This window comes from Kushneria pakistanensis (assembly GCF_014652795.1).
Taxonomy (GTDB): domain Bacteria; phylum Pseudomonadota; class Gammaproteobacteria; order Pseudomonadales; family Halomonadaceae; genus Kushneria; species Kushneria pakistanensis.
This window is the reverse complement of the sequence record NZ_BMZM01000002.1, coordinates 626,046-645,890: the sequence shown is the minus strand read 5'-3', so window position 1 is coordinate 645,890 and position 19,845 is coordinate 626,046. Positions and strand designations below refer to the sequence as shown.

Sequence of the window (19,845 nt, the reverse complement as noted above, 5' to 3'; positions counted from 1 at the left end):
TGGGGCCAGGCAACCACTATCATTTCAGCGGTGCTCCTGCCATTACCGACATCTGCAAGCGCCCCCAATCACCGGGCAAGGATTCAGCCATGAATACGACGCTGCTACTGGCCACTGATCTCTCCCATGAATGTCAGGCAGCCCTGGTACGGGCGCTGCACCTGTCGCAGCGCAGTCAGTCGCGGCTGGATATCCTGCATGTGGTGGACCCCTATCTGCCTGAGCACACCTTCCCGGCGCTGGTCCATGCCATCGAGGAAGAGATCGATCGCACGCTGAACGCGCTGTGCGAGCACCATGAGCTGACGCGCCCGGCCACCGAGATTCACATTGTCAGCGGCGTGCCCTATGCCGAAATCATCCGCGAGGCCTATGAGCGCAGCGCTTCGATGATCGTCATGGGCACCCACCGCAAGCAGGGGCAGCCGGATCTGATCGGCGGCACGACATTGTCGCGCGTCATGCGTCGGGCGCCCTGTCCGGTCGTCAGCATCCCCCATGACGGCGAGCCGGACTGGCAGGACATCCTGGTCCCCGTGGACTTCTCGCTGGCCTCGCGCCACACCCTCAAGGAAGTGCTGACGCGCTTTCCCAACGTGCGCCTGACGCTATTGCACGCTTGGGACATGCCGGTGGCGATGGAGCTTTGCGAAGGCACCAACTATCAGCACTGGCGCGATCTGGAACGCCAGCGCCTGCGCCAGCAGCTTGAGCTTGAGACCGAGCGGTTGATGAGCGATCTGCATGCCAGACCCGATCTGGAACTGGTCCTGCAGCAGGGCGATCCCTCCCAGGTGCTGCTGGATCGTCTGTGCCAGCAGCCGCCCGATCTTCTGGCGCTGGGCAGCCATATCCGCGTCGGCATCGGCCGCGCCACTGACAGCCTGCTGGAGCGCCTGCTCACCGAAACCCGCGGCGATCTGATGCTCTGTCGTACCTGGTAGCCGAAGGCGCTACACGCCCCTGATCAATAGAACGATGTTCACCACGGAGAAACCATGCGGGCCCTGATTCAGCGCGTCAGCCTGGCAAGCGTTCATGTTGATGGCGAGCGCATCGGCGCCATCGAAGGCGGCCTTCTGGCCCTGATAGGCGTTGAACGTGACGACACGCCCGAGCGCGCCGAAAAACTGCTGCACAAGATGCTCAACTACCGCATTTTCAGTGATGACCAGGGCCGCATGAACCTGGGGCTTTCAACCACCCAGGGCGGGCTTTTACTGGTCTCCCAGTTCACCCTGGTGGCCGATACCCGCAAGGGACTGCGCCCGGGGTTTTCCAGCGGCGCGACACCGGCCGACGGTGAGCGGCTGTTCAACCATCTGGTCGAGTCTGCCCGCAGGGCGCACCCGATTGTCGAGATCGGGCGCTTTGGTGCCGACATGCAGGTCTCGCTGATCAACGATGGCCCTGTCACTTTCATATTGGAAAGCTGACCACCCTCACCCTCTCGAACAGGCGACACACCATGAGCCCATCTTCATCCGATACGCGCGTGGCGCTGATCACCGGCGGTGCGCAGGGCATCGGGCGCGGTATTACCGACTATCTCATCGCCCGCGGCTGGCGCGTGGCCATCATGGATATCGATGATGATGCCGTGCAGGAAATGCGCGAGCGTCATGACGAAGCACAGCTTCTGGCCATCACTGCCAGCGTCAGTGACGAAGCAGCGGTCAATGAGGCCTTCGAGCAGCTGGAAGGCTGGCAGGGCCGGCTGGATCTGCTGGTCAATAACGCAGGCCCGGCCGATCCGTACTGCGGTCCGCTGGAGTCGCTGTCGCTTGAGCGCTGGCATCACTGGCTGGACAACCATCTCACTGGCGCCTTTCTCTGCTCGCGCGCGGCGATTCCCCTGCTGCGTCAACACCAGGGCAGCATCATTCACATGGCCTCGACCCGAGCCCTGCAGTCCGAGCCCGAAAGCGAGGGCTACGCGGCCAGCAAGGGTGGGTTGCTGGCGCTGACCCATGCCATGGCGACAAGCCTTGGCCCCGACATTCGGGTCAACGCCATCTGCCCCGGCTGGATTGAAACCGGCGAGCATCAAAAGGCTGCCGATCGCGAGGCGCCGTCTCACAGCGACACCGACCGTCAACAGCATCCGGTCGGCCGCGTCGGTCACCCTGATGACATCGCCGCGCTGGTCGCCTTTCTGGCAGGTCCGGAAGCCGGCTTCATTACCGGCCAGCACTTCCCTGTCGATGGCGGCATGACCCGAAAGATGATCTACGCCGAGTAGCGCGCCTCGGGGCAGCCGGACACAAAACGGGCCGCTACATCAACGTGGCGGCCCGCAGACACATCAGGTGGCAATACTTCAGTGTTTCGGATGCCACTTGCCGTCATCGCCCTTGCTGTATTTCGATTCGACCGCCTTCCAGGCGACCGCGTGGGCGGTTTCTTCACGCGAGGCGTTCCCGCGACGATCGGAGGGGCTGGCATACTCGTCCCAGGCGCTGTTGAAGGCTTCCTTGTAGATGGTACGCGCATGCGGTGGCAGCACCTTGCGCGCACTGTCCGGAATGTCGTCACGATTGTCGTAAGGCATTGCTCCTCCCTGAAGTCAGCCGATGTCAATGGACACGCTTTCAGTGTAGACGGCTGCTCACACCTGCCAACCAACCCACACGTCAGGAGGCGGTGAGCTGCGCCTGCATCTCCTCGAGCGCCTCTTCGGCCTCCATCCAGGCCTGCTCATCGCTTTCAAGGCGTGACTTCCATTCGCCCTGCTCGCGCAGAAGCTCGGTGAGCCGCGCCTTCTGATCGGCCCCGTAAACGGCGGGGTCCGAGAGCTGCGTCTCGATGTCTTCCAGCGCCTTCTGGGCCTTTTCCATCGACTGTTCGGCGGCGTCGCGCTTTTTCTTCAAGGGCTTGAGCTGCTCGCGAAGCTCGGCCGCGGCACGTCGAGCGGCCTTGCGGTCTTCCTTCGGCGCGCCGCTTTCGTCGGCTTCAGAAGTGGCACTTCGAGTGGTCTCGGCAAGACGATTTTTCAGCCACAGCCGGTAGTCCTCCAGCGTACCGTCAAACTCTGCAACCCGGCCATCGGCCACACACCAGAATTCATCGACACTGGCACGCAGCAGATGACGATCGTGCGAGACAATCAGCACCGCCCCATCAAAGGCGGCCAGCGCATCGGTCAGCGCATCGCGCATATCCAGATCAAGGTGGTTGGTCGGCTCATCGAGCAGCAGCAGATTGGGCTTTTGCCAGGCAATCAGAGCCAGCGCCAGGCGCGCCTTTTCCCCCCCGGAGAAGCGGGTAATCACCTCGAAGGCCTCGTCGCCGCGAAAGCCGAAGCCGCCCAGAAAGTCGCGAATCACCTGCTCGGAAGCCTGCGGCGACATGCGCTGCACATGGGTGAAGGCACTGGCGTTCAAATCCAGCGCGTCCAGCTGATGCTGGGCAAAGTAGCCCACGGCGAGATGCTCGCCTTCGGTGCGCTCGCCCCTGAGCAGGGCAAGCTCGCCGGTCAGCGCCTTGATGAGCGTGGATTTGCCTGCGCCGTTGGGGCCCAGAAGGCCGATGCGACTGCCCGGTGCCAGCGACAGGCGCACGTTTTCAAGAATCGGCGCGTCCCCGTAGCCCATGGCGGCATGATCAATGGAGAGCAGCGGGTGAGACACCTTGTCGGAACAGGGCAGCCGGAAGCGAAAGGGAGACTCGGCGCGCAGCGGGGCAATGTCTTCCATGCGCTCGAGCATCTTGAGCCGGCTCTGGGCCTGTTTGGCCTTGGTCGCCTTGGCGCGAAAGCGGCGCACGAAGTCCTCGATCTCGGCACGGCGGGCCTGCTGCTTCTCTCGCTCGGCCTCGCGCTGGGCCAGACGCTCGGCGCGGGTGCGCTCAAAGGTCGTGAAGTTGCCGCGATAGAGCTGCACGTGGCGCTGATCGAAATGAACGATGTGATCGCATACCGCATCGAGAAAGTCGCGGTCGTGTGAAATCAGCAAAAGTGTGCCGGGGTAGCGCACCAGCCACTGCTCGAGCCACAACAGTGCGTCCAGATCCAGGTGGTTGGTCGGCTCATCAAGCAGCATCAGATCCGAGGGCTTGAACAGCGTCTGCGCCAGGTTGGCGCGCATGCGCCAACCGCCGGAGAAATCCGACAGCGGACGGCCAAGGTCGCGCTGGGCAAAGCCGAGCCCGACCAGCAGTTGCTCGGCCCGGGCGCGGGCCGTATAGCCATCCAGCGACTCGATCGTGCCATGCAGCTCGGCCTCCCGCTGGTGTTCACCGGCTTCGCGAGCGGCGTCCAGCGCGGCCTGCGTCTCGCGCAGGGCGTGATCGCCATCCAGCACGAAGTCGGTCAGACTGCGCGAGAGCGTCACGATCTCCTGGCTCATGTGGGCAATGCGCACGCCGCCATTGAGCGCCACCTCACCGCGCTCGGGCGTCAACTGCCCCAGAATCAGCTGGAAAAGGCTCGATTTACCCGTGCCGTTGGCCCCCACGATGCCGGCGTGGTGCCCCATCGAGAGCATGAAGTCTGCGGACTCGATCAGCGGGACACCGCCGCGTTGGAGCTCAAGCTGGCGAAATGCGATCATGCAGTATCCTGTCCGGCCGGTTGCCGATGAAGTGGTCGAATGAACAAGTCAATGGGTTCCCATTCTAACCGAAATCTCACGCCGCTTTGGCCCTGGGCGCTGGCGCTTTATGCCCGTCCGGGTGTACAGGAGGCCCTGCTGCAACTCCAGGATGAGGCAGGCCTTGATGTCTGCGAGCTGCTGTGGGGGCTCTGGCTGCTGGCTCATGGCCGGGCACCGGACGCTGAAGCCGACAAGCAGTTGAGCCCCATTCGCCAGTGGCAGCAGCACTATACGCAGACGCTGCGTCAGCTGCGGCGCGATCTCAAGCCACAGGCCGTGGGCCAACCCGAACTCGAACAGATGCGCACGCACATCAAGCAGGCCGAACTGCTGGGAGAGCGCGAAGCCCTGCGTCGGCTCGAGGCGCTTTCGTCCTCTCTGATGTCAGTCCCCGAGCCGCCCGACGAGAAGCTTTTGCACCCGATAACGGGAGCACTTTCCACCGGTCATCAATACCTGATTTCCCATCTGCGACTTGAAAGTGAGAATATGGCGCCCCCATCGTGCTGATATGTCTGTTGAAAGACAGCCTGAATTCCTTCGGGGATTGGCGTGATTTTTTTCACGGGATGTTGTCCAACATCCCTTGATGACCATGTACAAGGAGCTTTCATGAATAAACTGTTGAGCGCGGTCACTCTGAGCACGCTGATCGTACTGACCGGCTGTTCCGATGCCGACGACAGCCAGGACAACAGCGCCGATGACCAGGCCACGCAGCAGGAGCAGGCCCAGCAGACCGGCAACAATACAGGCGCCCAGCAGCAGGACGACTTCGAGTCCGATCAGGCGCGTCTGGCCTATGCCGTGGGTGTGACGCTTGCCCGCAATCTTCATGAAGACATGGAGGATCTGGATGTTGATCACTTCACCAGTGGTATCAAGGACGTCTACGACGGCAGTGATATTCGCCTGAACGATCAACAGATTGGCGATGCCCTGCAGCAGTATCAGCAGCAGATGATTGCCGAGCAGCAGCAGCAGATGCAGCAGGCAGCCGAGGAAAATGCTCAGGCCGGCCAGCAGTTTCTGACAGAAAATGCTGCCAAGGATGGCGTGGAGACCACCGATTCAGGTCTGCAGTACCGCGTCATGGAAGCCGGTGATGAAAGTGGCGCACAGCCCGGTGATGAGGATCAGGTCCGCGTCAACTACGAAGGCCGCACCATTGATGGTGAAGTCTTTGACAGCTCCTATGAGCGTGGCGAGCCGGTCACCTTCCAGGTCAATCAGGTGATTCCTGGCTGGCAGGAAGCGTTGAAGATGATGCATCCGGGTGACAAGTGGGAAATCTACGTCCCTTCTGATCTGGCCTACGGTGAAGCCGGTACCGGCCCGATCGCCCCGAATCAGACCCTGATCTTCAAGGTGGAACTGCTTGGCGTAGGCGATGATGCCATCAACGCTGAAGGCGGTGATACCAACGCCGCTCCGGCCAGCAATCCCGAGACCCAGCCGGCCAGCTAACGCTGGAACATGGCAGGGTTGATCAACCACCGGGCCTGATCGCCCGGTGGCTTTTTAATGTCTGACGGACTCTAACAGCCGGTGGATAACCTTGCCGAAAGGGCTTGTGGATAAGGTTGTGAGGTACTGTTTTATCCCCTGCCTACAGCCTGTGCATAAATGTCGCACCACGCTGTTATGCTCACAGCCCATCTGGCAAAGAAAAATGTCGTAGAACGTATAACTCTCTGTTTCTGATCATTATTTAGAAAAACATGACCAACGGCCGTCAGAAAACCCACTTTGTGGTGCTTTGCTTTCTGTCAAGCAAAAATTCCCAACGTCGTGTGGATAATTAATAGGGAAATTCATGTTTCAGCACCCGCTCCGTTGTGCATTAACGACACGGTAGCGCCAGATCGTACCAGCTGCCCAGCACGCCCCGGTCTGTTGTCACCACAAGACTGCCCCGCACGCGATGGATTGCGCCCTCACACACCGGAAGATCAAATGTCCCGCGGTAATGACCGGGCGCCACAGGTGTCAGCGCCATGTCTGCATCTCCTCGACGGGTACCGGTCTCTTCAAGCTGCGCCCTGACCTGGCTTGCGCCAAGACCGCCCAGCACCATGTCCACGCTCAGTTGCCCTTTCTGATAATCCCACTGCGTGTGCATATCGCCAAAGCGCCCCAGCGCGGTGAAGCAACGCTCGTCCAGTGGCTCGCAGGCAAGCTCGGGCGCAAACCAGGTCACCTGCGAACTGTTGCCGGCCCCGACGTAGTAATAGCCCAGGTAGGTAATGGCCACGGTGACCGTCATCAGCGTGACAATGACCAGCGTATTGAGCCAGCGAAGCGAGGGTAGTTGAGCAGAAGACACGGGCGTCGACATGGGGGCAGATATCCAGTGACCGGATAGGCATTGGGTAACGTCTGAAGACAGATGTAACAGTCTCTACAACAGCAGACATTCATTTAAAAAATATTCTCATTTGGCTTGACCGCCCAAATGAGAATGGTTATCTTTGAGATGTGGTGATCGCCAGTCATCACATGAACAACCCGATATGTCAGGTATCGAGTGGTTCATCTCCTCATCAAGCTAGTCACGGTCCTTGAGCCGCCCGATTGGGCGGCTTTTTTATGTGGCATACGGCGAGCCTGCCCGGCAGCCTCACCTGTCACCTTATGCGTTGCGCTGATAGATCAGATCCCACACACCATGCCCCAGGCGCTCGCCGCGGGTTTCAAACTTGGTGAGCGGTCGAAAGTCCGGGCGCGGAACGTAGTCGCCTTCCCGGGCCTGGGTGGTAAATCCCGGCGTCTCGTTCATCGCCTCGACCATATACTCGGCGTACGGCTGCCAGTCGGTGGCCATGTGGAAACGCCCGCCCGGCTTGAGAACACGGTGCACGCGCTCGATGAAGGCAGGCTGGACGATCCGGCGCTTGTGATGGCGCTTCTTGGGCCAGGGGTCGGGGAAAAAGAGCTGTAATGTATCCACCGATCCGGCCGGCAGACAGTCATCGAGCACCTTGAGGGCGTCTTCACGATATACCCGCACGTTCTCAAGGCCGGCCTTGTCGACCTCGTCAAGCAGCTTGCCCACGCCGGGCGGGTGCACCTCGATACCGATAAAATCGGTATCCGGATTGGCCCTAGCCTGCTCCAGCAGCGAACCGCCCATGCCAAAGCCGATCTCGACCACCAGCGGTGCCTGGCGGCCAAAGAGCGCCACCGGATCCAGCCGTCCCTGTGCCAGACTCAGCCCCAGGCGTGGAAAGACAACCTCCAGGCCGCGACGCTGGGCCAGGGTCATGCGCCCACTGCGCACCACATAGCTTTTGACGCCACGATGGGGCGTTTGCGGGGCCTGGGCATCCTGCGTTATCTCTTCTTCTTTCATCACAATGTCGTCAACAACGGTGGAACGGGTATGTCCCCAGCACATCAGCCGGTAATCAGGCCTTCACTGGGCGATGAGGGGCTTGCGGCATAGGTCTTTCTGCCCATGCGCTCGGCCAGTCGAGCCTCGCGGCCGGCTTCAACGGCCTTTTTCATGGCACTGGCCATCAGAATCGGCTGGCGCGCGTGGGCAATGGCCGAATTGATCAACACGCCGTCACAGCCAAGCTCCATGGCCATGGCCGCATCAGAAGGCGTGCCGATACCGGCATCGACCAGAATCGGTACGCGTGCATTATCAATAATCAGGGACAGCGCGTGCGGATTGAGCAGGCCGTGACCCGAGCCAATCAGCGAGCCCAGCGGCATGACCGCGCAACAGCCCATCGATTCAAGCTCGGCGGCCACGATCGGGTCGTCACTGGTATACACCATGACATCAAAGCCATCCTCGATGAGCGTACGCGCCGCACTGATGGTCTCGATCACGTTGGGATAGAGCGTGTGATCATTGCCCAGCACTTCCAGCTTGACGAGGTTGTGTCCGTCAAGCAGCTCGCGGGCGAGCTGGCAGGTGCGCACCGCGTCGCGGGCGTTATAGCACCCGGCCGTATTGGGCAAAATGGTATAGCGCTCGGGAGAAATGACATCGAGCAGGTTGGGCTCGTCCGGGTTCTGCCCGATGTTGGAGCGGCGCACGGCGACCGTCACGATCTCGGCACCGCTGGCCTGGACGGCTGCGCCCGTTTCTTCAAGGTCACGATACTTGCCGGTACCGACCAGCAGACGCGAGGCGAAACGTCGCCCGGCAATGGTCAGGGGGGTGTCCCACGATGAATCAGTGCTCATGATGTTCTCCTCAAACCCATCTGACGGGCTCTGGTGCGATCACCTTCGGGGCGAGCCTTTCAGCCGCCACCGATGGCATGAACAATCTCGATACGGTCGCCGTCATTGAGCGGCGTTGTTGCATGGCGGGTACGAGGCACGATCACCTCGTTGACTTCCACGGCAATACGTCGTCCGGTCAGCCCCAGCACGGCAATCAGGTCAGCCACATGGCTGACCTGATCGACCCGGCGCGCTTCCCCATTGATGTATAGCTGCATGTCACATCCTGCGTTGGCATCGGGAAAGCGCATTATAGCGTCGAGGCCGAAGGCGCTCCTACCGTTTCGCCGCGCCTTCAGGTGACGTCCAGACACCCTTCGCCAGCTGCTCGGGTTTTTTGAGCACGCCCGGGTCAAAGACCGGCTCCTTGACCCCGCTATTGCGCTGGCGCTCATAGTCCTTCAGCACACGCAGGGCCACAGGGGCCAGCAGCAGCATGGCGATCAGGTTGGTGGTGGCCATCAGCCCCATCGCCAGGTCGGCAAAGTTCCACACAAACGTCAGATTGGCCACCGCGCCGATCATTACCATGGCCAGAATCATGACGCGAATGACGGACACCGCACGATCACTGTGACGCGGGAAGAGGTATTCAACGTTGACCGCGCTGTAGGCGAAGTTGGCCAGAATCGAGGTAAAGGCAAAAAAGAAGATCGCGATGGCAACGAAGATTTCACCGAAGCTGCCCAGGTGATCCACCATTGCCTCCTGCGTCAGGGTAATGCCTTCCACCGACTGCCCCGGCGAAGTGGTCATCAGCGTGTCATAGACACCGGAGAGCAGAATCACCACGGCCGTACAGGTACAGATGATCAGCGTATCGATGACCACACCAAAGGACTGCACCAGCCCCTGGGCCGCGGGATGCTTGACCGTGGCCGTGGCGGCCGCGTTGGGCGCCGAGCCCATGCCGGCCTCATTGGAGAAAAGCCCGCGCTTGATGCCGTTTTCCATCGCAATCTTGATGGAGTAGCCTGCCGCGCCGCCGATGGCCGGGCCGAAGCCGAAGGCACTCTTGACGATCAGTGCCAGCATCTCCGGCACTTCAGTGATATTGGCAAAAAGCACATACAGCGCCACCAGCAGGTAGGCGATCGCCATGACCGGCACGATCTTTTCGGCGGCACGCGCCACCGACTTGATCCCGCCATAGATGACCAGCGCGGTCAGGGCCACCAGTACCACCCCGGTGATCCAGGTCGGAACGGCAAAGGCACTGTCGACGGCCTGGGCGATGGTATTGGACTGCGCGCCGCAAAAGGCCAGACCAAAGGCGATGATCAAAAATACCGCAAACAGACAGCCCATCCAGCGCTGCCCCAGACCACGCTCGATGTAATAGGCAGGCCCGCCGCGGAAGACCCCGTCCTTGTGCTCGATCTTGTAGACCTGGCCCAGGGTGGACTCGATAAAGGCCGTGGCCAGACCGATGATGGCGGTCATCCACATCCAGAAGATGGCACCGGGACCGCCAACCCACAGCGCCAGCGCGACACCGGCCATGTTGCCGGTGCCCACGCGGGCGGCAAGCGACGTGGCAAAGGCCTGAAAGGCGCTCACGCCCTCACCGCTGCCGCGGCTGGTAAAGGTCACGCGGGCCATGTGTCCCAGCAGACGAAACTGCATGAATCGGGTCGCGATGGTAAAGATGATACCGGCGCCCAGCAGCAGATAGACCAGTATGAACGACCAGATAAAGCCACTGATCGGATTCATCACGGCATAAATGGCGTTTTCAACGGTAGTGATAAATTCCATGGGAAATCCCCGCCATGCCTCACTGTCACGGAGGCATTACTCTTATGGTGTGTTATTGATCAGAGCCACCGAACCGAGCGCGCTACCTGGTGGCTCGGGCGCGTGCGTGCGACCATACACGGATTCAGGGCCAAATGCCCGATTCAATAGGAGTATGTTCCCATGCCATCGCGCCTTCTCTGGCTCGTTGCTGCCCTCTCCGGACTGAGTGTGGTCGTTCTGGGCGCCTGGGGTGCCCACGGCCTGGCCGATCGGCTGGATGCGCAGGCCCTCAACGCCTGGCATACCGGCGTACGCTATCAGGCCTGGCATACGCTGGCCTTCATGATGATTCTTGTCTGGCGGGAAAGCGTGCCGCTCAAGGGCCAGCGTACCGTGCTGGCACTATGGGGTGCCGGCATGCTGCTCTTTTGCGGCTCGCTGTATGTGCTGGCGCTGGGCGGCCCTGCCCTGCTGGGGCCGATCACCCCCGTGGGCGGGCTTGTGATGATGGCCGGCTGGGTCATGCTGGGGGTGACTGCCTTGCGTCGACGCCCCGAGCCCGCATAATGACCTCTGGCTGCGCGACCGGCGTGGCGCGAGCATGAGCGTTCATGACAATGTCCTTACCCGATTTTTCCAACCTGCTGAATGCCGGCCCGCTGGCGCCCCTTGCCCTGCCACCCACAGGCGTGATGGCGCAGTATTTTCGTCATTATGGGCTGGAGGATCTGATCACGCAGGTCGGCGGGATCGAATCAGGTCATGTACAGGTGGGCGAGTTCCGTCTCTGGACACAGGTCTGGACCCCGCAGGAGGGCGCACTTCGCGGCACGATTGTGGTCGTACACGGCTACTTTGATCACCTGGCGCTTTACGGGCACCTGCTGCGCCTGCTGCTGGACGCCGGATTTCGTGTGGTGCTCTGGGACCTGCCGGGCCACGGCCTGTCCAGCGGCGAACGCGCCGCCATCGATGACTTTGCCACCTATACGCAGTGCCTTCGCGCCCTGCTCACGCAGATCGAGGCGAAAGGACTGATGACGGCGCCGCTGATCGGCATCGGACAGAGTACCGGCGCGGCCATTCTCGCCACCGATGCCCTGGAGCGTTCAGGCCATCATCCGTGGCAGTCTCTGGTACTGCTGGCCCCGCTGGTGCGCCCCTGCAAGTGGCAGCGCTCGCGTGTGATGCATCGGCTGGCCACACCCTTTATTCGCAGCATTCCGCGCAGTCACCGTCCCAACACCACCCATCTGGCCTTTACCGACTTTCTGCACCACAAGGATCCGCTGCAGACCGACACCCTGCCGCTGGTCTGGGTCGGGGCCATGCGCGACTGGATGTCCCATGTTCGCCGGCTGCCGCCTACGGATCTGTCCACGCTGATTCTGCAGGGCGAGCAGGACGCCACCGTGGACTGGCGCTGGAATCTCGGAGTGCTGCGTCGGCTGCTGCCCGCCGCTCACATCGTCTATCATCAGGACGCCCGACACCATCTGGTCAATGAATCACCGGATATCCGCCAGACCCTTTTCAGGGATCTGCATCATTTTTTGATCACACAGACCGAAGGCTCATGCGTCACCACTGCCGACACCTCCGAGCCCCCTTCACGATGATGCGATGGGCGCCTCTTGTGCTGCTGACCCTGCTGATGGTGGGCTGTGCCGGAATGGACAGCGACACCTCGCGCCATCGCACCCCGCTGGAAAATCTGGGCGAGACGGCCGCCCTTGAAGTGCTCGATGAACCGCCCTGGCAGGGTGCCACGGGCAGCCGCGTCATTCTTGTCACGCCCGTTCAGGCCGATGTCGACTTTGGCGAGCAGGCCGATGCGCGCTTCAATGACGCTCTGACCCGCCGGCTGCTCAGCGCCCGGCAGGGACCACAGATACTTTCCGTGGCCGATGCGCCCGCACAGGCAGATGCCCCGTCCAACCAATGGCGACTCTTTTCGACCCTGCAGGCGCCACTGGGGGCCATCACGCTGTCGGATCGAAAGCTCTACCCCTATACGCTGACATTGACGCTCAAACGCGGCAGCAGTGACGATATCTGGTGGCAGCAGGAGATCGATGGCGCGCTGGATGAGCGTGGCCTGCCCCTGTCGGCGGCAGCCGTGACCCCGGCGCCCTGATCACCATCCACCGGAGCATCGTTCATTCATCTGATCATTGTTCATTCATGAACTGGAGTGTGTTTTCGTGCGGGCATCTCATCTGGATCGCGAAGGGCCGGACAACCCCTTCCCGGGACGCAAGGCACTGGAGCGCCGGCTGGGCCACGTGCTGCCTCATCAGCTGGGTTCCAACGAAGGGCTGGACATGCCACATCAGGCGCTGTCCGAGGCACTGGGCGATTCAATTGCCACACTGGCGCGCACCTACGGCGATGCCCAGGCATTTGATCTGCGCCAGCAACTGGCAGCAACACTGGGCATACCCATTGAGGCTCTGCTGGTGGATGCCGGCGCCGACAGTCTGATTGCCCTGACCCTTCGCGCCCTGTGCGACACCGGTGCCACCGTCGTGACCAGTGCCGGCACCTACCCGACCTTTCGCTACTTCGCCGAAGGACACGGCTGTCGTCTGGTCGAGGTGGCCTATCATCAGGCGCCCGGCAGGCTGGCCCCCGATGTCGATGCCCTGCTGCAGGCCGCCTGGCAGCATCACGCAAGGCTTGTGTATCTGGCCAATCCGGACAACCCCAGCGGCCATTGCCTGACCGAGGCCGACATCGCGCATCTTGTCGACAACCTGCCGCCAACGTGTCATCTCCTGCTGGATGAGGCCTATCACGAGTTTCGCCCTGATCGCGGCGACAGCACGCCTCTGGCGGGTGTAATACGCCTTCGCACCTTCTCCAAGGCGCATGGTCTGGCCGGTCTGCGCATCGGCTACGCCATCGCCCTGCCCGAACTGCTCGAGGTGATGTACAAGGTGCGCATTCATTACGCCGTCTCATCGATAGCCCTTGCCGCCGCCGGGATCGTGCTGACCCATGAGGATGAGGTCGAACAGCATGTTCAGGCCGTCATCGAAAGACGCGAGCGCCTGGCCGCGCAGCTACTGGCGTGGGGAGCGGACGTTTTACCCTCGGCGACCAACTTCGTGACCATTCGCCTGCCGGATGCCGAGCGCACCCTTGAGGCACAGCAGGCCCTGCTGAAAGATGGCGTTATCGTTCACCGCCCGCCTCACCCGGGCCTGGCCAATGTCCTGCGTATTTCAGCCGTCGAGGATGCGCTGATGCCGGGTCGCCTGGCGGCACTCGAAAGCGCGCTTGCGCGCTGAAACAGCGATTTCCCTTACCTCCCTTTCATCACATTCTGCCCTTTCCTCAAGGGCAGAAAGCAACCCTTCACACCGCCATGTCTGTGACCTGACGCCAGGTTTTATGACAACCGGCCTGTGCTCTACCACCAAATTGTTAAGAACTTGTTAAAAAGGCTCTGGACATAAGCGAACAGTGTTCTTATATTGCAGGAAAGGTTTAGCCTGTTAACGAAGTCTTGCCTCAATACCGTGACACAGTGCTCGATCCCATCGCTTGCCCAGGATCTGTACCGGTACTTCCCATCATGAATATTTCCGATCGTCAGCGCCGTCGTGGACGTCCCGATGTTCTTCAGCGCCACTTTCATGGCCCCATCAAATTTGCCGGCTCCCCCTGGCAGTGGTGGCTGGCCGATGACGTGCGCTCGCACGAGGCGGCGCAGCGCATGGATCAATACCTGCGCGGCAGTGAAGACGATCGCATCACGACCCTGCGTGAGCGCAAGGGACGCAGCATCTTTCGCCTCAAGGCCGAACAGGGTGATCTGTTTGCCAAGGAGATCGCCCTGCCGTCGCTGCGAAAGCGCCTTGGCGCTCTACTTGGCGTGCAAAACCGGCTTTTTGGTCATGACCACGGCAGTGCCGAAGTGGATAACACCCTGACGCTTAATGAACGTACCGGGCAGGGCCTTGAGGTCTTGTGTCTGGGCGAACTTCTGCGCGGCGGCATACCGGACCGCCAGCTGCTGATTCAGCCCTGGCTCGAGGGCTGGATCAATCTGGGCGAGGCCTTTGATACAGCCGACAGCCACCAGCGCCGATCGCTGCTGCAGCGCCTTGAAGACCTGTTGCGCGACTTTCATCATGCCCGCATCTGTCATCTGGATATCAACACTGGCAATCTGATGGTATCCACACAGGATGCGCAGGCACCGCTGCGGGCCATCGACTGCGCCAGGATGACGACCGGGGTCACCCAGCCGGCGATTTCCACCGCCCTGCAGATCGGCAAGATGCTGCGTGAGCTTTACGGTCGCGATGAAGCGGACTTCCCCACACTCTATGCCAAGGCCCGCGCCATGCAATATCGCATTGCCGGCGAGACAGGCGTCAACGAGGCCACCGATGCCCTGCTGGCCCTGTCTTTGCGCTATCGACTGAGCAAGAACCTCTCGCGTCGCAAGCTGGTAACCGCCGCTACCGTCAATATTGACGGCCCCTGGCTGGAACAGAACGTACGCGCCTCGAAAAAAAACGCCGACGTGCCGGCTATCGCCTGGGAGCACAACCATCCGGTTCTGCCCGACGACGTTCCGCTCTATTCAAGCCAATAGCTCGGCATGACCTGTCGATAAAAACCGCTACGCTCAAGAGAGTCGCCTGTCACGGCCTGTCCGGAGCGTTTCGTCATGAGCTATCACCCCGGCATTTTCAAGCCGCTACCTGCCGAGTACTTCCGCCACCCCGAAGAAGGGGGCGCCACCAACGTCGAGACACGTCTGTCCCGGCTGCCGGGCTATCTCACACCCAACCGGCAGTTTTACGTGCGAAGCCATTTTGATATTCCCGAACTCTCGTCGGAACACTGGTCGCTGACCCTTGAAGGCGATGCGCTGCACCAGACGTTAAAGCTGGACATGGCCGCGCTGGAACGGCTGCCGCGCGTCAGCGTCATACGAGCCATCGAATGCGCCGGCAATGCACGCACCTCCTTTGCCCGGGATTTTGGCAAGGCTGCCGAAGGCGCCCAGTGGCACCTTGGCGCCATCGGGGTGGCCGAATGGAGCGGTGTCCGTCTGCGCGACGTGCTGGCGCTGGCCGGCGTTGAAAGCGATGCCTTCCATGTCCTGCCCGAAGGGCTCGACAGCGGCCGCTTTGCTCGCCCCCTGGCCATCGACAAGGCGCTCGCCGATGACACCATCATTGCGCTTTCCATGAATGGCGAACCGCTGCCGATCGATCACGGCTTCCCGGCACGGCTGGTCGTCTCCGGCTGGCTGGGTGCGGCCAGCATCAAGTGGCTGGGCCGCATCGAGGTCTCGCGCCAGCCACGCAATACATACTGGAACACGCAGGACTACATTCTGGCAGGACCAGACTATCCGGCCAAGGGCGAGGCCGAAGGCGTCCCCATCACCACCATGCCGGTCATGAGCGTTATCGACATGGAAGAAGGCGCCGTTATTCAGGCCGGCAGGGCCGTGATTCGCGGCCGGGCCTTTTCCGGTGAGGGGCAGATCGTCCGGGTGGATTACCGCATTGATACCGGCAAATGGCAGAGCGCCGAGCTGCACACGCCCAATATTGCCGGCGCCTGGGTGTGCTGGTCACTGCAGTGCGATCCATCACCGGGTCAGCACACCCTCAGCGTTCGGGCAACCGATGATCAGGGCCACCAACAGCCCGAGCAGGTGCCATGGAACGATCACGGCTGCTGCTACAACGCCGTGACCCGGCTCACGTTTCAGGCCGTTGAAGGCCACATCACTTCTCGATGATATACATCCGCTCGGGGTCGAACTGCTCCGGCCAGTCGCGACGCAGGAGCACCTGCCCGTCCTCGCGCAGGTTGGCAATGGCGGACAGATCCAGCTCGACGTGCAGCCACGAGCTGCGATCGATCGTGATGTTTTCGCTCTGCGCCACCACCCCGCTGGCCGGCATGCCGATGTCGGCCGGAACATACAGCCCGGCGCGACCGTAGTTGTAATCGAGCGCCTGCGACCAGGCCGCCTCGCCGACCGTCGGCGAGACCGCCACGGCAATCTGGTTTTCCAGTGCACGAGCCCGGGCCCCGGTACGTACCCGGTAGTAACCGGATTCGGTATCCGTGCAGCTCGGCGAGACGATCAGGTCCACGCCCTGCTCGGCCAGCAGGCGCGCGGCCATGGGGAACTCGTTGTCATAGCAGATCAGAATGCCGAGTTTGCCCAGGGCGGTATCAAATACCTGCAGACCGCTGCCGCCCTTGATGCCCCAGTACTCGCGCTCAAAGCGCGTCATGATCAGCTTGTCCTGAGTGCCGACCAGCCCGCTGGGACCAAACAGCCAGGCGCGGTTGCGATAGATGCCATCGTCATCGCGCACTGGCGCACTGCCCGGCACCAGATAGATGCCGAAACGCCTGGCCAGCGCCTCGCACTGTTCAAGCCAGCCCGGCAGCATCGGCTGGAGCGCCGCAATGGATTCATGTAGATCGCCGCGCACCTCGGGCGGCATCTGTCCGGTCATGACCAGACTTGCATACTCCGGCATGACCAGCAGCTCGGCGCCGCGGCGGGCGGCCTGCTCGATCAGTGATTCCAGATGCGCCTGATAGTCGCGGGGGTGTTCAAAAAGCTCGATGGCGTACTGACACAGGGCCAGGTGCATGGGCAGTCCTTGTCAAAAAAGATCGGAAAGTGGTGCCAGGCAGGCAGTGCCCCGACTTAATCCAGCGTCTTGAGCCAGAAGCGCAGCGTCTTGTGATCGGGCGCCTCGGCGTCGATATCCTGCCACTCATAGTGGGCATAAAGCTCGGGCCGGGGTGTATAGCCGCGTTTGTGCCAGAAGCTGTCCAGCGGCTGATAACTGGCTGGGCGCAAGGGGTGATCCTCAGGGCGCTCCACCGCGCAAAAGGCTGTATGACACACGCCGGCAAGCGTACGCGCATGTGCCTCACGTTCTTCAAAAAAGCGCACCCCCAGCCCCTGGCCGCGATACTCGGGCAGCAGGATCGACTCGCCAAAATAGCAGACGGTCTCGACAGCAATGCCCTGCTCGATGAAGGGGCGCATGAACGCCTCATCCTCATGGGCCAGCGGCAGCGCCGTGCTCATGCCCACGACCTGCTCACCGTCGAGCACCAGCACGCAGAGGCTGTCATCGCTTTGTGCGTAGGTTGCCAGATAGTCGCGCTCGTAGTCGCGCGAGCCCTCATAGAGATAGGGGAATTCACGAAAGACCCGGATACGCAGGGCCGCCAGCGCATCAAGCCACTGCCGGATCTGTGTACCCTGAAGATGAATCAGCTGCATCGCAACGCCTCCGTACCCTGTCAACGGATCGTGCAGGATAGCGTACCGACAAGTGCGATGCTGCCCTGAACCGGCGCCTGTCTATCCACAGGCGCTGGAACAGACCTATATAGAGATGGGTGTGGATAACGCAAGGTTCAGCGAGTGCGGGCAGCCCCGGGGTAGCGCGCCATCAGATCCAGCAGTACGCCGTTGGTCCAGCCGAAGCCATCGACCACTTCATACTCACCGCCGCCGCCCACGCCGGGGTTTTCCACGTTGTACTTCTCGACCAGTTTGCCGGTCTCGTCATACACGCGCTGATTGGTATCGATCCAGCGTCGGGCGATGGTCTCGGCCAGCCGGGTCTGGCCGTAACGGGTCAGACCATCCACCGCCAGCCACTGCAGCGGTGCCCAGCCGTTGGGCGCATCCCATTGCTCACCGGTGTGCCGGTTGGTGGTGACCATGCCGCCCGGGCGCAGCAGTTCGCGCTCGACGGCCGCGCTCGTGGCCTCGGCGCGGGGCTGGTCGGCCACTTCAAACGCCAGCGGATAGACCATGGCGGCGGAGACCACCTCACTCAAGCGCTTTTCGCGCCAGTCGTAGTCGGTATAAAGACCCCGATCGGCGTCCCAGAACACCCGATTGATCGCCTCGCGGCGGGTCTCGGCCAGCTGCTCAAACTGCTCGGCGCGCTCGCGGTTACCTTCGAGCTGCCAGGCGTGCGCCAGCGTCTTTTCCAGATGGAACAGCAGCGCGTTGAGATCCACCGGCACGAAGTCGCGGGTGGCAATGGTGGCCTGCTGGCTGCCGTCTGCCATCCAGCGCGAGCTGAAGTCCCAGCCGCTTTCAGCCGCGGCACGCAGCGCACCGTACACCTCGGCGGCGGGCCGCTCAGGCGCTTTCTGCGCCAGGGCGATTTCACCGGCATAGGATTCCGGCCGCGGGGTGTTTTCACTGCCGTGGTAGCGATTGAGCAGCGTGCCATCCTCGAGTCTCACCACATGTTCCTGCGCCTGACCCGGCGCGAGGGCATCACCGCCGCGCATCCAGTACTCGTACTCTTTCTCAAGCTCGGGCAGGTAGCGCTGATAGACCTTGTCGCCATCGTGTTCGGCCAGAAGCTCTACCATCGAGGCAAAAAACGGTGGCTGGCTGCGGGTCAGGAAATAGGTACGAGTGCCGTTGGGAATAAAGCCGTACTGATCGATCAGCCAGGCAAAGTTGTCGACCATGTCGCGCACCAGGTCATAGCGATCGCTGTGCGCCAGCCCCAGCATGGTGAAGTAGCTGTCCCAGTAGAACATCTCGTTGAAGCGCCCGCCCGGCACCACATAGCGATGCGGCAGCACCACAAGGCTGCTCCACTGCCCCTCATCGGTGGCGGCAGGGTCGCGGGTCAGATAGGGCCAGAGGTTGATGATGTGCTGATCGATCGGCGTGCCGGCCGCCTCGGACAGGCGCGACTCATTCTCGGGCGGCTCGTCGAAGTTCTCACGCACAAAGTCTTCAAGCGCTTCCCGGGAGAGCGGTCCGTCGCTGGTGCGCGATTGATAGTCCGACACGATCAGACTCGGGTCACGCCGGGGCACCAGATCCACCACCGACTTTTCATCCTCATACAGCTCGGCCTCGGCAATGGCCACCATGACCGGTCCCCAGGCGCGCTCCGGAGACTGCGCGGCAAGCTTGGGATCACCATTCGTCCCACCGCTACTGGCACAGCCTGCCAGTACGCATGTCAGCGCCAACCCTGTCAGCACGCGGCCTATCGCGCTCCTTGATGCCATTCCCTGCATGATGATTCTCCCGTCCCTGTCGCCTTGTTGTCTGAAAACGCCGCTACAGCGCCGGAATTCATATTAGCGCACGCCTATCAAATCGCGACTCGCCATTGGGCGAAGTGTTCAGACCTTTCCTGGCAGCACAAAAGACGCTCGAGCCTTTGAAAAGACCCGCCTTCTGTCAATTTCGTGTAAGTCTGCGTAAAGACATGTA

Annotated in this window: 21 protein-coding genes; 11 read left to right on the top strand and 10 right to left on the bottom strand. The window is 61.6% G+C overall.

The annotated features are described in order from the left end of the window. Positions 1 to 89: 89 nt before the first annotated feature. From IE123_RS08355 to IE123_RS08345, 3 genes are read left to right on the top strand one after another with little or no spacing between them, the layout of a single operon-like run. Entirely contained in the window at positions 90 to 944 is an 855-nt protein-coding gene (locus IE123_RS08355; RefSeq protein ID WP_189517020.1) for a universal stress protein, read from the top strand. 54 nt (positions 945 to 998) lie between these two features. Then, a complete protein-coding gene (gene dtd, locus IE123_RS08350) occupies positions 999 to 1,436 on the top strand; it encodes a D-aminoacyl-tRNA deacylase (RefSeq protein ID WP_189517018.1) in 438 nt (145 codons plus the stop codon). A 32-nt stretch (positions 1,437 to 1,468) separates the two neighbouring features. Next, positions 1,469 to 2,242 (top strand): SDR family oxidoreductase, encoded by a 774-nt coding sequence (locus IE123_RS08345; RefSeq protein WP_189517016.1) that lies wholly within the window; start codon positions 1,469 to 1,471, stop codon positions 2,240 to 2,242. A gap of 78 nt (positions 2,243 to 2,320) precedes the next feature. Here IE123_RS08345 and IE123_RS08340 read toward each other — a convergent pair whose 3' ends face one another. Further along, the gene (locus IE123_RS08340) at positions 2,321 to 2,551 is read right to left on the bottom strand and encodes a ChaB family protein (RefSeq protein ID WP_189517014.1); all 231 of its coding nucleotides are present in this window, start codon (positions 2,549 to 2,551) and stop codon (positions 2,321 to 2,323) included. Positions 2,552 to 2,633: 82 nt separating this feature from the next. Beyond that, entirely contained in the window at positions 2,634 to 4,550 is a 1,917-nt protein-coding gene (locus IE123_RS08335) for an ABC-F family ATP-binding cassette domain-containing protein (protein ID WP_189517012.1), read from the bottom strand. 51 nt (positions 4,551 to 4,601) lie between these two features. On the opposite strand from IE123_RS08335, the gene IE123_RS08330 reads away from it, so the two are divergent. After that, complete coding sequence (locus tag IE123_RS08330) at positions 4,602 to 5,102, top strand: TIGR02444 family protein (protein ID WP_189517010.1); 501 nt, start codon at positions 4,602 to 4,604, stop codon at positions 5,100 to 5,102. 102 nt (positions 5,103 to 5,204) lie between these two features. Then, the gene (bamJ, locus tag IE123_RS08325; protein ID WP_189517008.1) at positions 5,205 to 6,059 is read left to right on the top strand and encodes a BamJ family beta-barrel-assembly machinery protein; all 855 of its coding nucleotides are present in this window, start codon (positions 5,205 to 5,207) and stop codon (positions 6,057 to 6,059) included. Between the two features lie 376 nt (positions 6,060 to 6,435). On the opposite strand, the gene IE123_RS08320 is transcribed toward bamJ, so the two are convergent. The 5 genes from IE123_RS08320 to IE123_RS08300 form a co-directional block, all read right to left on the bottom strand. After that, the gene (locus IE123_RS08320) at positions 6,436 to 6,930 is read right to left on the bottom strand and encodes a hypothetical protein (RefSeq protein WP_189517005.1); all 495 of its coding nucleotides are present in this window, start codon (positions 6,928 to 6,930) and stop codon (positions 6,436 to 6,438) included. Positions 6,931 to 7,224: 294 nt separating this feature from the next. Further along, on the bottom strand, positions 7,225 to 7,944 hold the full coding sequence (gene trmB / locus IE123_RS08315; protein ID WP_189517003.1) for a tRNA (guanosine(46)-N7)-methyltransferase TrmB: 720 nt from the start codon (positions 7,942 to 7,944) through the stop codon (positions 7,225 to 7,227). A 44-nt stretch (positions 7,945 to 7,988) separates the two neighbouring features. Beyond that, positions 7,989 to 8,792: a thiazole synthase gene (locus tag IE123_RS08310; RefSeq protein ID WP_189517001.1), complete on the bottom strand. Its 804-nt coding sequence runs from the start codon at positions 8,790 to 8,792 to the stop codon at positions 7,989 to 7,991. Positions 8,793 to 8,851: 59 nt separating this feature from the next. After that, positions 8,852 to 9,052 carry a sulfur carrier protein ThiS gene (thiS, locus tag IE123_RS08305; protein ID WP_189516999.1) on the bottom strand — a complete coding sequence of 67 codons (201 nt, stop codon included), beginning with the start codon at positions 9,050 to 9,052 and terminating at the stop codon, positions 8,852 to 8,854. A gap of 58 nt (positions 9,053 to 9,110) precedes the next feature. Further along, positions 9,111 to 10,592 carry an alanine/glycine:cation symporter family protein gene (locus IE123_RS08300; RefSeq protein ID WP_189516997.1) on the bottom strand — a complete coding sequence of 494 codons (1,482 nt, stop codon included), beginning with the start codon at positions 10,590 to 10,592 and terminating at the stop codon, positions 9,111 to 9,113. Positions 10,593 to 10,754: 162 nt separating this feature from the next. On the opposite strand from IE123_RS08300, the gene IE123_RS08295 reads away from it, so the two are divergent. The 6 genes from IE123_RS08295 (at position 10,755) to IE123_RS08270 (ending at position 16,347) form a co-directional block, all read left to right on the top strand. Beyond that, the gene (locus IE123_RS08295; protein WP_189516995.1) at positions 10,755 to 11,141 is read left to right on the top strand and encodes a DUF423 domain-containing protein; all 387 of its coding nucleotides are present in this window, start codon (positions 10,755 to 10,757) and stop codon (positions 11,139 to 11,141) included. Positions 11,142 to 11,185: 44 nt separating this feature from the next. Next, positions 11,186 to 12,193, top strand: coding sequence for an alpha/beta hydrolase (locus IE123_RS08290; protein WP_229819665.1), 1,008 nt, complete (start codon positions 11,186 to 11,188; stop codon positions 12,191 to 12,193). 17 nt (positions 12,194 to 12,210) lie between these two features. Beyond that, positions 12,211 to 12,711, top strand: coding sequence for a hypothetical protein (locus IE123_RS08285; protein ID WP_189516993.1), 501 nt, complete (start codon positions 12,211 to 12,213; stop codon positions 12,709 to 12,711). A 67-nt stretch (positions 12,712 to 12,778) separates the two neighbouring features. Continuing rightward, on the top strand, positions 12,779 to 13,867 hold the full coding sequence (locus IE123_RS08280) for a pyridoxal phosphate-dependent aminotransferase (protein ID WP_189516991.1): 1,089 nt from the start codon (positions 12,779 to 12,781) through the stop codon (positions 13,865 to 13,867). A 287-nt stretch (positions 13,868 to 14,154) separates the two neighbouring features. After that, positions 14,155 to 15,183 (top strand): lipopolysaccharide kinase InaA family protein, encoded by a 1,029-nt coding sequence (locus tag IE123_RS08275; protein WP_189516989.1) that lies wholly within the window; start codon positions 14,155 to 14,157, stop codon positions 15,181 to 15,183. A gap of 75 nt (positions 15,184 to 15,258) precedes the next feature. Then, entirely contained in the window at positions 15,259 to 16,347 is a 1,089-nt protein-coding gene (locus IE123_RS08270; RefSeq protein WP_189516987.1) for a sulfite oxidase, read from the top strand. On the opposite strand, the gene IE123_RS08265 is transcribed toward IE123_RS08270, so the two are convergent. The 3 genes from IE123_RS08265 to treA all read right to left on the bottom strand — a co-directional run bounded on the left by IE123_RS08265 (position 16,334) and on the right by treA (position 19,646). After that, the gene (locus IE123_RS08265; RefSeq protein WP_189516985.1) at positions 16,334 to 17,221 is read right to left on the bottom strand and encodes a carbon-nitrogen hydrolase family protein; all 888 of its coding nucleotides are present in this window, start codon (positions 17,219 to 17,221) and stop codon (positions 16,334 to 16,336) included. The genes IE123_RS08270 and IE123_RS08265 overlap by 14 nt on opposite strands. Before the next feature lie 56 nt (positions 17,222 to 17,277). Next, positions 17,278 to 17,865 carry a GNAT family N-acetyltransferase gene (locus IE123_RS08260; RefSeq protein WP_189516984.1) on the bottom strand — a complete coding sequence of 196 codons (588 nt, stop codon included), beginning with the start codon at positions 17,863 to 17,865 and terminating at the stop codon, positions 17,278 to 17,280. A 137-nt stretch (positions 17,866 to 18,002) separates the two neighbouring features. Then, complete coding sequence (gene treA, locus IE123_RS08255) at positions 18,003 to 19,646, bottom strand: alpha,alpha-trehalase TreA (protein WP_229819664.1); 1,644 nt, start codon at positions 19,644 to 19,646, stop codon at positions 18,003 to 18,005. Positions 19,647 to 19,845 lie beyond the last annotated feature (199 nt).

Excerpts from the sequence above, each read along its gene's own strand:
- IE123_RS08355 (WP_189517020.1), top strand. The coding sequence starts at position 90 with ATGAATACGACGCTGCTACTGGCCACTGATCTCTCCCATGAATGTCAG.
- dtd (WP_189517018.1), top strand. The coding sequence starts at position 999 with ATGCGGGCCCTGATTCAGCGCGTCAGCCTGGCAAGCGTTCATGTTGAT.
- IE123_RS08345 (WP_189517016.1), top strand. The coding sequence starts at position 1,469 with ATGAGCCCATCTTCATCCGATACGCGCGTGGCGCTGATCACCGGCGGT.
- IE123_RS08340 (WP_189517014.1), bottom strand. The coding sequence starts at position 2,551 with ATGCCTTACGACAATCGTGACGACATTCCGGACAGTGCGCGCAAGGTG.
- IE123_RS08335 (WP_189517012.1), bottom strand. The coding sequence starts at position 4,550 with ATGATCGCATTTCGCCAGCTTGAGCTCCAACGCGGCGGTGTCCCGCTG.
- IE123_RS08330 (WP_189517010.1), top strand. The coding sequence starts at position 4,602 with ATGGGTTCCCATTCTAACCGAAATCTCACGCCGCTTTGGCCCTGGGCG.
- bamJ (WP_189517008.1), top strand. The coding sequence starts at position 5,205 with ATGAATAAACTGTTGAGCGCGGTCACTCTGAGCACGCTGATCGTACTG.
- IE123_RS08320 (WP_189517005.1), bottom strand. The coding sequence starts at position 6,930 with ATGTCGACGCCCGTGTCTTCTGCTCAACTACCCTCGCTTCGCTGGCTC.
- trmB (WP_189517003.1), bottom strand. The coding sequence starts at position 7,944 with ATGAAAGAAGAAGAGATAACGCAGGATGCCCAGGCCCCGCAAACGCCC.
- IE123_RS08310 (WP_189517001.1), bottom strand. The coding sequence starts at position 8,792 with ATGAGCACTGATTCATCGTGGGACACCCCCCTGACCATTGCCGGGCGA.
- thiS (WP_189516999.1), bottom strand. The coding sequence starts at position 9,052 with ATGCAGCTATACATCAATGGGGAAGCGCGCCGGGTCGATCAGGTCAGC.
- IE123_RS08300 (WP_189516997.1), bottom strand. The coding sequence starts at position 10,592 with ATGGAATTTATCACTACCGTTGAAAACGCCATTTATGCCGTGATGAAT.
- IE123_RS08295 (WP_189516995.1), top strand. The coding sequence starts at position 10,755 with ATGCCATCGCGCCTTCTCTGGCTCGTTGCTGCCCTCTCCGGACTGAGT.
- IE123_RS08290 (WP_229819665.1), top strand. The coding sequence starts at position 11,186 with ATGACAATGTCCTTACCCGATTTTTCCAACCTGCTGAATGCCGGCCCG.
- IE123_RS08275 (WP_189516989.1), top strand. The coding sequence starts at position 14,155 with ATGAATATTTCCGATCGTCAGCGCCGTCGTGGACGTCCCGATGTTCTT.
- IE123_RS08270 (WP_189516987.1), top strand. The coding sequence starts at position 15,259 with ATGAGCTATCACCCCGGCATTTTCAAGCCGCTACCTGCCGAGTACTTC.
- IE123_RS08265 (WP_189516985.1), bottom strand. The coding sequence starts at position 17,221 with ATGCACCTGGCCCTGTGTCAGTACGCCATCGAGCTTTTTGAACACCCC.
- IE123_RS08260 (WP_189516984.1), bottom strand. The coding sequence starts at position 17,865 with ATGCAGCTGATTCATCTTCAGGGTACACAGATCCGGCAGTGGCTTGAT.
- treA (WP_229819664.1), bottom strand. The coding sequence starts at position 19,646 with ATGCAGGGAATGGCATCAAGGAGCGCGATAGGCCGCGTGCTGACAGGG.